Origin of the sequence: Micromonospora tarapacensis, from assembly GCF_019697375.1 — a bacterium.
Taxonomy (GTDB): Bacteria; Actinomycetota; Actinomycetes; order Mycobacteriales; family Micromonosporaceae; genus Micromonospora; species Micromonospora tarapacensis.
This window is the reverse complement of sequence record NZ_JAHCDI010000003.1, coordinates 988,009-1,002,113: the sequence shown is the minus strand read 5'-3', so window position 1 is coordinate 1,002,113 and position 14,105 is coordinate 988,009. Positions and strand designations below refer to the sequence as shown.

Annotated in this window: 12 protein-coding genes and 1 pseudogene; 5 read left to right on the top strand and 8 right to left on the bottom strand. The window is 74.2% G+C overall.

The window, feature by feature from the left end; translation table 11 throughout:
* Positions 1-76 precede the first annotated feature (76 nt).
* A complete protein-coding gene (locus KIF24_RS05600; RefSeq protein WP_221083036.1) occupies positions 77-2,209 on the top strand; it encodes a transglycosylase domain-containing protein in 2,133 nt (710 codons plus the stop codon).
* On the opposite strand, the gene KIF24_RS05595 is transcribed toward KIF24_RS05600, so the two are convergent.
* Positions 2,154-3,689 carry a cobyrinate a,c-diamide synthase gene (locus tag KIF24_RS05595; protein WP_230414893.1) on the bottom strand — a complete coding sequence of 512 codons (1,536 nt, stop codon included), beginning with the start codon at positions 3,687-3,689 and terminating at the stop codon, positions 2,154-2,156. The two genes, KIF24_RS05600 and KIF24_RS05595, sit on opposite strands and share 56 nt — an antisense overlap.
* 235 nt (positions 3,690-3,924) lie before the next feature.
* Between KIF24_RS05595 and KIF24_RS05590 the strand changes: the two genes are divergently transcribed.
* Positions 3,925-4,743, top strand: coding sequence for an SURF1 family cytochrome oxidase biogenesis protein (locus KIF24_RS05590; protein WP_221083035.1), 819 nt, complete (start codon positions 3,925-3,927; stop codon positions 4,741-4,743).
* A gap of 4 nt (positions 4,744-4,747) precedes the next feature.
* Here the strand turns inward: KIF24_RS05590 and KIF24_RS05585 are convergent.
* The 4 genes and pseudogenes from KIF24_RS05585 to KIF24_RS05570 all read right to left on the bottom strand — a co-directional run bounded on the left by KIF24_RS05585 (position 4,748) and on the right by KIF24_RS05570 (position 8,857).
* Positions 4,748-6,327: pseudogene (locus KIF24_RS05585) on the bottom strand (ATP-dependent DNA ligase).
* A gap of 122 nt (positions 6,328-6,449) precedes the next feature.
* Positions 6,450-6,656: a hypothetical protein gene (locus KIF24_RS05580; RefSeq protein ID WP_221083034.1), complete on the bottom strand. Its 207-nt coding sequence runs from the start codon at positions 6,654-6,656 to the stop codon at positions 6,450-6,452.
* A gap of 62 nt (positions 6,657-6,718) precedes the next feature.
* Entirely contained in the window at positions 6,719-8,074 is a 1,356-nt protein-coding gene (locus KIF24_RS05575; RefSeq protein WP_221083193.1) for a dipeptidase, read from the bottom strand.
* Between the two features lie 36 nt (positions 8,075-8,110).
* A complete protein-coding gene (locus KIF24_RS05570) occupies positions 8,111-8,857 on the bottom strand; it encodes a uridine kinase family protein (RefSeq protein ID WP_407939879.1) in 747 nt (248 codons plus the stop codon).
* Between the two features lie 92 nt (positions 8,858-8,949).
* Between KIF24_RS05570 and KIF24_RS05565 the strand changes: the two genes are divergently transcribed.
* Positions 8,950-9,351, top strand: a complete 402-nt coding sequence (locus KIF24_RS05565; RefSeq protein WP_230414891.1) for a rhodanese-like domain-containing protein — start codon at positions 8,950-8,952, stop codon at positions 9,349-9,351.
* Between the two features lie 18 nt (positions 9,352-9,369).
* Here the strand turns inward: KIF24_RS05565 and KIF24_RS05560 are convergent, their stop codons facing one another.
* The 3 genes from KIF24_RS05560 to ssb all read right to left on the bottom strand — a co-directional run bounded on the left by KIF24_RS05560 (position 9,370) and on the right by ssb (position 13,025).
* Positions 9,370-10,908: a cobyric acid synthase gene (locus tag KIF24_RS05560; RefSeq protein WP_221083032.1), complete on the bottom strand. Its 1,539-nt coding sequence runs from the start codon at positions 10,906-10,908 to the stop codon at positions 9,370-9,372.
* On the bottom strand, positions 10,905-11,900 hold the full coding sequence (locus tag KIF24_RS05555; protein WP_221083031.1) for a cobalamin biosynthesis protein: 996 nt from the start codon (positions 11,898-11,900) through the stop codon (positions 10,905-10,907). Before KIF24_RS05555 ends, KIF24_RS05560 begins: the two co-directional genes overlap by 4 nt.
* A gap of 276 nt (positions 11,901-12,176) precedes the next feature.
* Positions 12,177-13,025, bottom strand: a complete 849-nt coding sequence (gene ssb, locus KIF24_RS05550) for a single-stranded DNA-binding protein (RefSeq protein ID WP_221083030.1) — start codon at positions 13,023-13,025, stop codon at positions 12,177-12,179.
* 343 nt (positions 13,026-13,368) lie between these two features.
* Between ssb and KIF24_RS05545 the strand changes: the two genes are divergently transcribed.
* Positions 13,369-13,791, top strand: a complete 423-nt coding sequence (locus tag KIF24_RS05545; RefSeq protein ID WP_221083029.1) for an HPF/RaiA family ribosome-associated protein — start codon at positions 13,369-13,371, stop codon at positions 13,789-13,791.
* A gap of 56 nt (positions 13,792-13,847) precedes the next feature.
* The gene (locus tag KIF24_RS05540) at positions 13,848-14,054 is read left to right on the top strand and encodes a hypothetical protein (RefSeq protein WP_221083028.1); all 207 of its coding nucleotides are present in this window, start codon (positions 13,848-13,850) and stop codon (positions 14,052-14,054) included.
* Positions 14,055-14,105 lie beyond the last annotated feature (51 nt).

Sequence of the window (14,105 nt, the reverse complement as noted above, 5' to 3'; positions counted from 1 at the left end):
AGGGTGGGCCGCATCACCACTGGTCACTTCATGAGTATTTCTCATGGACGAATCGGAAATGTCATAACTTAGCGGTGTGAGCAACCGACCCCTTGCCGCCGCTGGTCGACTCGTTCCTCTCCTCCGTGCCGGGCTGATCGCCGGCATCGTCGTCGCCGCCGTGGCGTACCCCGTGGTCGCCCTCACCGGCATCGGCGCCAAGGCCACCGCGCACGCCGTGGAGAGCAAGACCCGCCTGCTGGCCACCGCCCTGCCCGCCGAGACCTCCTACCTGTACGCGCCCGACGGCAAGACCGTGCTGACCATGTTCTACGAGGAGTACCGCCAGTACACGAAGCTGTCGGACATCTCGCCAAACATGCAGCAGGCCATCGTGGCGGCCGAGGACAACCGCTTCTACCAGCACCACGGCGTGGACCCAAAGGGCGTCGCCCGCGCCTTCGTGGCCAACGCCCGCTCCAGCGGCGTCTCCCAGGGCGCCTCCACGCTGACCATGCAGTACGTCCGGATGGCGCTGCGCGACAGCGCCACCACCCCGAAGGAGGTGCAGGAGGCCACCGCGCAGACCCCGATCCGCAAGGTCAAGGAGATGCGCATGGCGGTCGACCTGGAGAAGGAGCTGAGCAAGGAGGACATCCTGGAGCGCTACCTGAACTCGGCGTACTTCGGGCACCGGGCGTACGGCATCTACGCCGCCAGCGAGATCTTCTTCTCCACGACGCCGAAGAAACTCACCGCCGTCGAGGCCGCCACCCTCGCCGGACTGGTGAAATCACCCTCGCAGTACGACCCGGCCAGCTCGGACCAGAAGGACGCCACCGCGCGGCGCAACTACGTGCTCGACAAGATGGCGCAGCTCGGCTACCTGTCGCCCGACTCGACCGAGGCGGCCAAGGGCGAACCGATCCGGCTGCGGCTGACCTACCCGCCCAACGACTGCGCCTCGGTGCCGGAGAAGTGGAACAGCTGGGGATTCCTCTGCGACTACCTGAAGAACTGGTGGAGCGCCCAACCCGCCTTCGGCGAGAACCGGCTGCAACGGATGGACAAGCTACGCCGGGGCGGCTACCGGATCGTGCTCAGCATGGACCCGAAGATCCAGGCGGCGGCGGAGAAGAACGTCGGCACCGAGGGGAACACCGGCAGCCCGTTCGCCAACGGCATCGTGGTCTCCGAGCCGGGCACCGGGCGGGTCAAGGCGATGGCGGTGAACCGCACCTACTCGCTCGACCTGGACGAGAACCCGCTCAGCTCCAACCCGGAGGCCGGGCCCAAGGTGAAGGCGAACTACCCGAACACGGTGGCACCACTGATGGGCGGCGGTGACCTGCCGGGCTACCAGGCCGGGTCGACGTTCAAGATGTTCCCGATGCTGGCCGCGCTCGACGCCGGCATGACGCTGAACACCACCTTCAACGCGCCACACAGCTACCGCTCCGAGGTCTACGACGGCTGGCAGCCGTCGAACGCCAGCGGCGCGATGAGCGGTACCCAGACCATGTGGTCCGGCTTCGGCAAGTCGGTGAACACCTATTTCGTCTGGCTGGAGGAGCAGGTCGGGGCGGAGAAGGCCGTCCGGCTCGCCGAGCAGCTGGGGCTGCGCTGGCGCACCGACGTGGACCGGGAACACGCCTCGCCGTCGAGGGCCAACAAGTGGGGCGCGTTCACGCTGGGCGTCTCCGACGCCACCCCGCTGGAGATGGCCAACGCCTACGCCGCCGTCGCCGCCGACGGGCGCTACTGCGAGGCGATGCCGGTGAACGCCATCTACAACCGGGACGGCACCCCGGCCACCTTCAGGACCGCGGGTGGTATCGAGCGCGAGGTCGCCAAGCCGCGCTGCCGCCAGGTGGTCAGCGCCGACGCCGCCCGGGCCGCCACCGACGCCGCGCGCTGCCCCACCGGCGACACGCCGGCCAAGGGCGGCTGCGGCGGCTGGTCGACGGCGGACAGCGTACGCGGCACGGTCGGCCGACCGGTGGCCGGCAAGACCGGCACCACGGACAGCACCCGGTCGGCCTGGTTCGTCGGCTACACGCCGGAGCTTGCCGCCGCCAGCTTCATCTCCGACCCCGACAACCCGTTCAACGCCGTGGGTGACGGCCAGTCGCAGATCCCGATCGCGGCGGTCTCGAACACCCTCCGCGACGCCCTCAAGGGCAAACCCGTCCGGGACTTCGTCCCGCCCTCCGACCGGATAGTCGGCTGATCAGGCGGATGTCCCACCGGCCGGCCCGGACGCCACGACACTTGCCGGGCCGGCCGGCGCGGCACCCGCCGACCCGGCCGGGGCACCGGCGCCCAGCCCCGCCGGGACCGTCGCCGGCCCGGCCGAAGCGGCGGCCACCAGCCGCGGCGCGATCAGCGGGTACGCGGCCCAGTGCGGGGCGAGTTGGGAGGCGTGCACGCCGCGCCAGACGAACCCTCCGGTGCGCCGCCCGGCCAGCTCCACGCCGGCCGCTGCCCGCCCCGGGGTTGAGCACCGCCCGGTGCTCCTTGTGGCCGGTCACCACCTCGCCCCGGGCGGCGACCACGCTGTCACTCTCGGCCGTCGCCTCCCGGTAGCCGACCACCAACCCCTCCCGGAGGCTGCCGATCGCATCGATCACCCCACACATCGGCAGCCCGTCCAGCTCCCGGGCGAGCCAGAGCAGACCGGCGCCCTCGGCGACCACCGGCCGACCGGTCCGGGCCAGCTCGGCGACCGCGATGCAGAGCCGCCGGTTGGCCGACAGCTGCTCGGCGTACGACTCGGGTAGGGCCCCGCCGACCACCAGGGCCGAGGTGCCGGCCGGCAACACCTCGTCGGCGAACGGGTCGAGCGTCACCACCTCCGCCCCGGCGGCCCGCAGCAGTTCGGCCGTCTCGGCGTGACTGAAGCTGCCACCGGGCCCACCGGCCAGCGCGACGATCGGAGCCGCGGCGCCGGCGGGCGGGGACGGGACGACCCCGTCGGCGACCACCGGCGACCACGGCTGGACGCCCAACGGCGGAGCGGAGCGGGCCAGCCCGAGCAGCCGTTCCAGATCGACGGTGGCGGTCACCGCCTCGCCCAGCCGCCGGACCGCCCGGGTGGCCTCGCCGGCGCCTTCCAGCACCGGCACCACCCCGTGCCGGCGGGACGGCAGCACCACGGGCAGGTCCTGGCGGCGCAATGCGCCGTAGACCGGGATGCCGATGTCGTCGAGCGCCTCGCGCAGCAGCGCCTCGTGCCGAGCGGAGGCGACCCGGTTGAGGATCACCCCACCGATCCACAACTGCTCGTCGTACGCCCGGAAGCCGTGCACCAGGGCGGCCACCGACTGCCCCATCGCGGCGACGTCGACCACCAGCACGACCGGGCTGCGCAGCGCGGTGGCGACGGCGGCGGTCGACTCGGTGTCGCTCCGCCCGGTGAGGCTGTCGTACAGGCCCATGCTGCCCTGCACCACCGCGAGTTCGGAGCCGGCCGCGCCGTGCAGGAGCAGCGGGGCCAGCCGCTCGGTGCCGACCAGTCGGGGATCCAGGCTGCGTCCGGGCCGGCCGCCGGCGAGCCCGAGATAGGCGGCATCCACCTGGTCCGGCCCGATCTTGAACCCGGACACGTCGAGACCCCGGTCGGCGAGCGCGGCGAGCAGACCGATCGCCAACGCGTTCTTGCCGTGTCCGGAGGAGGGCGCGCTGAGCACCAGACGCGGCACGACGGTCATCATCGACTCCTCGCGAGCGGACGGCGTGCCGACCGTCGGCGCGCTCCGCCCGCGTGACGATAGCCGAACCGGGCGGCGGGTACGCGCCGTCGGGGTCCCCGCGTCCACCACTGCCGGCGAGCCTGCGCGGACCGCACCGACCCGGACACTCTCCGCAATGCCCACCCCTGGTCGACAGCCGGCGCCGGTGGCCGGCCCGGCGCGGCGGCGGTGGTCGTACGGGTAGCCTCGTGGCGTGTACCGGTTCCTGCTGACGCCGCGCTGGCTGGGCATCCTCTCGCTGGCTCTGGTCGCCGCCACGGTGATGGTGCTGCTCGGCAACTGGCAGCTGGAGCGTTACCACGGTCGCACGGCGATCAACGAACGGATCGACGCCGGCCTGCGGATGGCCCCGGTGCCGCTACGTGCGGCGCTGCCCGCGCCGACCGGTGGCCCCGGCACGGTCGGGCCACCACCGGCGCCGGAACGGACCTTCACCCGGGTCACCGTCACCGGCCGCTACGACACCGACACCGTCGTCCTGGTGCGCGGCCGGACGGTCGAGAGCCGGGTCGGCTTCGAGGTGGTCACCCCGCTGGTGCTGGCCGACGGCACCGCCGTCCTGGTGGATCGGGGCTGGATCCCGCCGGCTCCCGGCGGGGCGGTCGCGCAGCCGCAGGTGCCGCCGGCGCCGGCCGGCGAGGTGACCGTCGAGGGCCGGGTGCACGCGAGCGAGAGCGGCGATGCCCGGGTGGCTTGGCGTGCGGGGCGGCTGGAGAGCCGCCGGGTCTCCGTGCCCCAGCTCGCCGGGGAACTGCCGTACCCGCTGCACGGGGCTTACCTCCTGCTCGACGAGCAGACCCCGGCCGCCGACCCGGCCTTCAGGGCGGTGCCGGTGGGCCACACCAACAACTGGCAGAACCTCGGCTACGTGGTCCAATGGTGGATCTTCGCGGCGATGACCCTGTTCGGCTACGGCTGGATCGCCCGGCGGGAGGCCCGCCGGCTGGCCGGGGTGGTGGACGAGCGACCCCGCGACCGGGCGGCCGGACCCGGGTCGCGGGCGGCCACCTGACCGTTCAGCCCGGCGGCCGGCCGGCATGGATGGCCCGCACGGCGGCGATGGTGTCGGCCTCGGCGGCGGTCTTGTCGTCGCGGTAGCGCACCACGCGGGCGAAGCGCAGGGCCACCCCGCCGGGATAGCGCGAACTGCTCTGCACCCCGTCGAAGGCGATCTCCACGACCTGTTCGGGCCGGACCTGGACCATCCAGTCCTCGCGCCGCACGGCGAGGTCGAGGAAGCGCTCGGTCTGCCAGCGCAGCAACTCGTCGGTCAGCCCCTTGAAGGTCTTGCCGAGCATCACGAACCCGCCGGTCTCCGGGTCGCGCGCGCCCAGGTGCAGATTCGACAGCCATCCGGTGCGCCGCCCGCTGCCCCACTCCACGGCGAGCACGACCAGGTCGAGGGTGTGCCGCGGCTTCACCTTGACCCAGGCCGCACCGCGCCGACCGGCGTCGTAGGGCGCGTCGGGCGCCTTGACCACCACGCCCTCCTGACCGGCGTCGATCGCCGCGGCGAACGCCGCGCCGGCGCGCTCCGGGCCGTCGACCTCCATCCGCCCCACCAGCAGCGACGCGTCGACCGTGCCAGCCAGCACGGCCCACCGCTCGCGGCCGGGCAGGTCGATCAGATCGGCGCCGTCGAGGTGCAGCAGATCGAAGAAGTACGGCGTGAGCACTGTCTCGCCGGTCCGCTCGGCGGCGGCCCGCACCGCCGGCGCGACCGGTGCACCGGCAGCCGGGCCGGCTCCTCGGCGGGCGGCGGCGCTCGACGTCTGCTGGAACGGCAACGGGCGGCCGGTGGCGTCCAGCCCGATCGCCTCGCCGTCGAGGACGATCTCCCGGGCGGGCAGGGCGCGCACCGCGGCGACCACCTCCGGCACCCGCCCGGTGATCTCGTCGAGGCTACGGCTGAACACGGCTATGTCGGCCCCGCTGCGATGCACCTGGATGCGGACCCCGTCGAGCTTGACGTCGACCACGGCGGGGGTGCCGGTGGCCGCGAGCGCCTCGTCGACCGACGACGCGCTCCGCGCCAACATCGGCGCCAGGGGCCGACCGACCCGCAGCCCGAACCCGGCCAGCTCCGCGGCACCGCCGAGCAGCGCGGCCACCGCCACCGCCCGCAGGTCACCGGCGAGCAGCAGCGCCCGGCGCACCGCGGTCACCGGCACCTCGGCGGCTCGGGCGATCGCGTCGGCGAGCAGCCCGGCCTGGGCGCCGTGTCGCAGCTCGCCGAGGAACAGGCCGGTCAGCAGCCGCTGCTCGGCGGCGGTCGCGGCGGCGTAGAGCGCCGCCACCAGGGCCCGCCGGCGGGCCTGCGAGCCCGCGCCGTGCACCGCCGCGATCTCGTCGATCGCCGCGTCGACCGCCGCCACGGTCAGGGTCGGCTCGGCCGCCGGCGGGGCAGCTCACGCAGGCTGGCCCAGCCGACGCCGGTCTGCCGCTGGCGCAGCTCACCGGCGAGCCAGCCGGAACCCGCGGCGACCTCGCTGGGGCCGAGCCGCCGCAGGGCGTCGGCGAGCAGCTCGATCTTGGCGCGCCGGCCGCTGGTGGCGCCGACGGCCGCGGAGGTGGCAGCGAGGTCCAGGAACCGCACGAACCCATCCTGCCAGCCGCCCCCGACAACCGCCGCCAGCTGCGCCCGGCCGCACCCACCCGCCCTCGGCCGGGCTCGGCGGCAAGCCCCGCCGGGCTGGGCTCGGCAGGCGGGGCACGGCGTCAGACCGGGACGGGCTCCTCGACCCGCAGGCCGCGGGCGCGGACCTCGTCGGCGATGCGGGACAGCGACGTGTCCAGGGCGACCAGGGCGGCGGACAGCTCGCCCAGTTGTTCCTTGAGCGTGTCCTCGGGCCACGCGGAGACGTCGACGTCCCCCAGAGCACTGACGGCGGCCTCCAGGCGCGCCAGACCTTCGTTCGTACGCATGTTCGAGAGGCTACAACAGCGCCGCGCCCGACACACCCGAAACGGTCACCATCTGCGGGAAGTTACGGGTTCGGGTGCCGCCGCACCTCGGCCACCCTGGCCAGCAACAACGCCTCCGCCAGGCAGACCCGGGCGAACTCGCCCAGATGCAGGCTCTCGTTCGGCCCGTGCGCCCGGGCGTGCGGGTCCTCCACCCCGGTCACCAGAATCGCCGCCTGCGGGAACATCTCCTGGAAGGTGGCGATGAACGGGATCGAACCGCCGACGCCGATCTCCACCGCGTCGGTGCCGTCCCAGGCGGTACGGAAGGCGGCACGGGCCGCGTCGAACACCGGTCCGGTGGCGTCGATGACGCACGGGGCGCCGTCGTGCTCGAAGGTGACCTGCACCTGGGCGCCCCACGGGGCGTACCGCTCCAGATGGTCGCGGACCGCCGCGTACGCCCGCTTCGGTTCGTCACCCGGCGCCAGCCGCACGCTCAGCTTGGCCCTGGCCGCCGGGACCAGGGCGTTCGGGGCCTCCGCCGTGGACGGTGCGTCGATCCCGAGCACGGCGAGCGCCGGCTTGGTCCACAACCGGTCGGTGATCCGCCCGCTGCCGAACAGCCGCACCCCCTCGGCCAGCCCGGCCTCGGCGCGGAACCGGTCCTCCGGATAGTCGACGCTGGCCGCCTCCCGGCCGACCAGTCCCTCCACCGCCACGTCCCCGGTGTCGTCGTGCAGCGTGGCGAGCAGCCGCACCAGGGTGGTGAGCGCGTCCGGCACCGCGCCGCCGAACATCCCGCTGTGCACGGCGTGGTCCAGCGTGCGCACCTCGACGAAACAGTTCACGAGGCCGCGCAACGAGGTGGTGAGTGCCGGCACACCGACGTCCCAGTTGGTCGAGTCGGCGATCACGATGACGTCGGCGGCGAGCTTGTCCCGGTGCTCGGCGAGCAGTTGTTCGAGGGAGTCGGAGCCGTACTCCTCCTCCCCCTCGACGAACACGACCACGCCGACCGGCAGTTGCCCGCCGAAGGCACGCAACGCCGCGACGTGCGCCATGATGCCGGCCTTGTCGTCGGCGGCGCCCCGCCCGTACAGCCGACCGTCCCGCTCGACCGGCTCGAAGGGGTCGGACTCCCACAGCGCCCGGTCACCGATCGGCTGCACGTCGTGGTGGGCGTAGAGCATGACCGTCGGCGCGCCGGGCGGCGCCGCCTTCCGGCCGATCACCGCAGGTTGGCCACCGGCGCGCACGACCTCGACGTCGAGGCCGCAGCCGCGCAGCAACTCGGCCACCGCCCCGGCGGATCGCCGCACCTGCGAGTGGTCGAAGCCCTCGAAGGCGATGCCGGGAATGCGGACCAGACGCTCCAGATCGGCCCGGACGCCGGGCAGCTCCCGTGCGACGGCCTCCCGCAGGTCGGTGTCGGTCATGATCGGTGTGGTCATGACCGGCATCGTATGCCGGGCTCACCGGTCGGCGTCGGCGGCACCGCCAGCCGTGATCCGTAGGTAGTAGCGGTCGGGGTCGTGGGGCAACGCGGGCGCCCCGTCGACCACCAGGTCGGCCCGGCCCGCGGTGCCGTCGGCGGCGAAGTGGGCCCGCTCGACGGCGTGCCAGCGCCGCAGCTCCGGCAGGATCGCCGGGCCGTCGCGGGCCACCGCCCGGGTCAGCCGCAGCGATCGCGGGGCGGTGACGAAGACCGCCAGGGTCAGGACGGGTCCGGCGGCCGCCCGCGCCGCGCTGACCCCCTCCACGATCAGCACCGGTGCCGCCGGTACCGGCACCGGCGTGGGCAGGAAGCGACGGCGCATCCAGCTGTAGCGCCGGTACGCCCCCGACCGGCCGGCCCGCACCGGAGCCAACACCCCGTCCTCCAGCCTGCTCCAGAAGGTGAGCTGGTCGTCCCACCCGTCGAGCAGGTCGTCGGTGTGCACCACCGGTGGCCGTCCGCCACCGGCATCGGCGGCCCTGCCGGCGGGGACGTCGGCCGCGGCGGCGTCGGCCGGGAGGGCCTCGGCGGCCCCGGCGTCGGCGGTGACGGCCTCGGCGGCCCCGGCTTCGGCGGTGACGGCCTCGGCCAGCCGCGCGGCGAAGACGGTCTTGCCCGCGCCGCTGGGACCGTCGACGGCAACCAACCGGGTGCGCCCCAACCGGGCCGGCCCGGCCAGCACCCGCCGGGCCAGATCGGCGTACGCCTCGAAGATCGCCACCACGGGCACCGACGTTACCGATCGGGTTGTCCCCGGCCACTTCGGACCGCCCGCCGTGAGCCGAACGGCATGATCGTGGCGTGTCCCATTCCGTGATGAGTCCCGGTGTCGAGGCGTTGCTGGAACAGGCCCGCGCGGGCATGGCCCGGTTGACCCCGCAGGAGACGGTGCAGGCCGCGACCCGGGGTGCGCTGGTGATCGACACGCGGTCCGACCCGCAGCGGCGGGAACAGGGCGACCTGCCCGGCGTCATCGTGATCGACCGGACGGTGCTGGAGTGGCGACTCGACCCCGCCAGCGACTGGCGCATCCCCGAGGCGACCGGGTACGACCTCGAAATCGTCGTGGTGTGCCGGCAGGGCTACAGCTCCAGCCTCGCCGCGGCCAGCCTGCGCGCCCTCGGCCTGCACCGGGCGACCGACATGATCGGCGGGGTGGAGGCGTGGCGGACGGCGGGGCTGCCCTTCACCGACCGGGCCGCCGATGTCCGCCCCTGACCACCGCCCGCGGACCGCTCAGCGCGGTGGCGCACCCGGTGGGACGAACGGCAGGTCGGTGCGCGGGCCGGTCTCGATGAGCCGCCACAGGGCGTCCGTGTCCAGATGCTCCTCGACCAGGTCGCCGAGCAGGTCGAGGGTGCGTTCGCGGGCGGCGGCGAAGGACGTGTCCGGCGCCACCCGGAAACCGCTACGCCCGGCGAGGTGGGCCACCCGGGCGAGGAACCACCGGCGGAAACCGTCGGACTCGAAGGTGCCGTGCCAGTGGGTGCCGTGCACGGCACCGGACACCGCACCCTCGCCGGCGCCACCGGCGTCGCGCAGCAGCGGGGTCAGCTGCGGGTCCGCGGCCGAGACGTACCCGTGGTGGATCTCGTAGCCGTGGACCGGCAGCCCACCGGCGGTGCCCACCGCCGGCCGGACCGTCTTGCGCCCGGCGAAGGTTATCTCGACGGGCAGCAGGCCGAGCCCGTCGACCGTGCCCCGCCGGCTCTCCACCGGGTCGTGGATGGCCCGGGCCAGCATCTGGAAACCGCCGCAGATGCCGAGCACCGGGCGGCCCGCCGCCGCGTGCGCGGTGACCGCCTCGGCGAGGCCGGTCTCGCGCAGCCAGGCCAGGTCGGCCACGGTCGACTTGGAACCGGGCAGCACGACCAGATCGGCGGCGGCGAGTTCCGCCGGCTCGACGGTCAGCCGCACGCGAACCCCGGGCTCGGTGGCGAGCGCCTCGACGTCGGTGGCGTTGCTGATCCGGGGCAACCGGAGCACCGCCACGTCGAGCCACTCGGTGCCGTGCGGGGCGGCCGGACGGCCGAGCACCCGGCCGTAGGCGAGCGAGTCCTCCGCATCGAGCCACAGGTCCAGCGCCCAGGGCAGCACCCCGTAGGTCGGGCGACCGGTGACGTGCCGCAGCATCTCCAGCCCGGGAGCGAGCAGGCCGCGGTCACCCCGGAACTTGTTGACCACGAAACCGGCGATCAGGGCCTGGTCGGCGGGGTCGAGCAGGGCGAGGGTGCCGAACATGGCGGCGAACACACCGCCCCGGTCGATGTCACCGACCACGATGGTCGGCAGTTCGGCGTGCCGGGCCAGGCCCATGTTCACGTAGTCGCCGTCGCGCAGGTTGATCTCGGCGGGGCTGCCGGCACCCTCACAGATCACCACGTCGTACGCCGACCGCAGCTCCGCCAGCGCCGCATAGGCGGTCTCGGCCAGCCGGGGACGCAGCGTGCGGAAGGTACCGGCGGTGATCGTGTCGACGGCCTCGCCGAGCAGCACCACCTGGCTGGCCAGGTCGCTGCCCGGCTTGAGCAGCACCGGGTTGAACCTCAGGTCCGGGGCGAGCCCGCAGGCCGCCGCCTGCATCGCCTGCGCCCGGCCGATCTCGCCCGCCCGGCCGTCCGCACCGACCACCACGGCCGAGTTGTTCGACATGTTCTGCGCCTTGAAGGGCGCCACCTTCACACCCTGGCGATGCAGCCACCGGCAGATGCCGGCGGTGAGCACGCTCTTGCCGGCATCGGAGGTGGTGCCGGCGATCAGCAGGCCGCCCGTCACCGCCATCTCCCCGGCCGGGCCGTCCGGCGGGCGACGGCGCCGGCCAGCCGGCCGGCGGTCAGCGGGTAGGCCGCCGCGAGCGCGAGCGCAGCCAGGCCGACCGCGCGGGAGATCCGGGCGGCCCGCGCCAGGTGCCGCGCTTCGGGGCGTGGGCCGTCCCCGAGGAATGGGCGCACCTCCGTGCGGCCGAAGTAGACGTTGCGCCCACCCAGCCGCACGCCCAACGCCCCGGCCATCGCCGCCTCGCACTGCCCGGCGTTGGGGCTGGGATGGTCGTCACGGTCCCGCCGCCACACCCGCCACGCCCGTTCCCGGTCCCCCCGCCCGGTCGGTGCCAACGCGACGGTGAGCAGGCCGGTCAGGCGCGCGGGCGCCAGGTTGAGCAGGTCGTCCAGCCGGGCGGCCGGCGTGCCGAAACGGACGTAGCGGACGTTGCGATGGCCGACCATCGCGTCGAGGGTGTTCGCCGCGCGGTAGCCCAGCAGGCCCGGCAGCCCGGCGACCGCACCCCAGAGCAGCGGGGCCACCACGGCGTCGGAGGTGTTCTCCGCGACCGACTCGACCGTCGCCCGAGCCAGTTCCGGCTCGTCGAGCGTCGAAGGATCCCGCCCGCAGAGGTGACCGAGCCGCTGCCGGGCGGCCGGCAGGTCACCGGAGCGCAGCGCCCGACCCGTCGTCCTCGCCTCGTGGCGCAGGCTGCGCCCGCCCAGCACCGCCCAGGTGCCGGCGGCGACCAGCGCCGCCCGGGCAACCGGTCGGTGCCGGGTCCCGACGGAGGCGGCCACCCCGATCAGCACCGGACCGCCGACGGCGAGGGCGGTGAACACGCCGCCGGCCAGCCGGTCGGGCCGGTAGAGGCGACGTTCCAGGGCGGCGGCGGCAAGCCCGAACCCGGCGACCGGATGCCCGCGGCGCGGATCACCGAACAGCGTGTCCAACGCGTATCCGGCGACGAGTCCCGCCGCATTCGCCGCCGCACGCGCGTGCCGCACCCCACCACCCCCGGGCGGCCAGCCTAGTGGGATGTGCCGGCACGTTGCCAGTGTCGCGGCGAGGTCCGGGCGCCTGCCGCGGCGAGGTTCCGGCGACTGTCGCGGCGAGGTCGAGGCGAGGTCGAGGCGGCGCTTCGGCAGCCGCACCGCCCGGCGGATCCGGCCCTCCACCACCCGTCGGACCGCCGCCGGGCGCACGCGGTTGGATGACCGAACCGGCAGGTCCCGGTCACCCATCCGCGAGCGACCACGGTCGTGCGCCGCTAATCGGGACCGTCACGCGGGCTGCGGCAGCCGCCCGCGCCCCCGTCGCCCGCGCCCGGTCCCCGCGACGCCCGCCCCGATTCCTCCGGACGTGCCGCCAACTCCTGCTCGGGCTCCGTCTCCGGCGCGGGAGCCCCTCGGGCGCGGGAGCCCCTCCGGGTGCGCCGGGGCCTCCGGGTGCGCCGGGGCCAGTTCGGCGGAAACCGGCTCGTCGGCCTCGGTGAACTCGTCGAACGGGTCGGCCGGGAGCAGGTCGTCGTCCGCCGGAGCCGGCACGTGGTCGGCTCCGGCGGGCAGGTCGCCCGGGCCAGGGCGATAGCTGCCGACGACGGGCGACCCGACCCGCGACGGGGCGAGATCGGGCAGCTCGACGTCGTCGTCGACCGCGCGGTGGTCGGGATGGGCGGGCGCCTGGTCGACCGGCACCGGCTCGGTCGGCTCGCCGTGCACCCGGTCGTCGGCCTCGGCGTCGGAGACCGCGCTGGTGGCCAGGCTGGGCCGGTTACGCAGGAACCGCCCACGCCCCCGGGACAGGTCGTGGCCGACCGCGACGGCCTCCAACTCGTACAGCGTGCGGTGGTTGCCGGCGTCGTCGGTCCAGTCGCGGGTGTAGAGGCGACCGCAGACCACCACCGGGTCGCCGACCATCACCGAGGCGGCCACCCCCTCGGCGAGCTTCCGCCAGCAGTTGACGCGCACGCGCAGGCTGTTGCCGTCGACCCAGCGTCCGCTGTCGCGGTCGAGGCGCCGAGCGGTCGAGGCGACCTTGAAGTTGGCCACCAGGGTGTTGCTCTGCGTGGTTCGACGCCATTCCGGGGCGGTAAGCACGTTTCCGACGATCGTGACATGAGTGTCGAACATCAATCCTCCAGCGGGGTCGGAAGTTGTCTTCGTGAGCCGGCTCGCACCGAGCCTGCGGCCCGGCGCCGAGTTCGGGCAGCCCCGGAGGCGGCGCCTGTGGACGACGCGACGGCCTGTGGACGAACACCTGATCAAGGTCCCGATGTGATAGGACAGTCGACCCTGACCCACCGGCTCGACGAACCGCCATGATCAAGAAGAGGCGGAATCGGTCACGTTCCGGACGGGGCCGGCCTGGGTAGGGATCTCCTCAACCGCACCTGTGCACGACGTCGAACGAAAGGTCAGCGATCATGAAGATGACCATCACCCGTTCCATCCGCGTCCCCGGTCAGGTGCGGCGATGAGCCCGAATCCGGCCATCGTGGCAGAGTGCCTCCGGCTCGGCGCCGGCTTCGCACAGGCCGACCGGGAGTGGATCGTCGCGCAGTTCGCCACCCTCGACGCCCGCCTGGCCACCTTCCACGCGGACGCCACCGAACTGGAGCTGTCGGTCAAGGACCGGGAGGCCAAGGGCCAGAAGGTCACGCTGGAGTGCTGGATCGCCGGCCGGCAGAAGATCGTCACCACCTCGACCGAGGAGGACCTGCACGCCGCGCTCAACGACGCCCGCGACGACCTGCGCCGCCGGCTCAACGACGCGAAGACCCGGCAGGAGCCGCGCAACAACAAGCACCTGCGGGTGAACACCCCGCCCGGAGAGGCCACGCCGGGCGACGAGCCCGCCGACGAACTGGCCGGCGCCGGGACGACCGACGAAAGCTGATCGCGCCGCCGGCTGGTGGCCTGGCCGGCGACGCCGACCGTGGAGAGGTGAACGGCATGCCCAACGTGCAGCAACCGGAGATGCGCCGCAGCGGCGAAACCCGGCTGGTCCAGGACAGCGACGGCCCGACCCCGGGCGGCGGTTCGGCTGCCCGGCGGGAGCACCGCTCGGTGCCGGCCGATCAGGTCTCGCCGTACGGCCCCGGTCGGGACCGGGCCACGACCTCGCACGAGCCGTCCGGCCGCGAGGCCGAGGGCGACTGACGACCGGTAGCCCGCCCGCCGGGTGCGGGCGGGCTACCGCCCGGTAGCCTG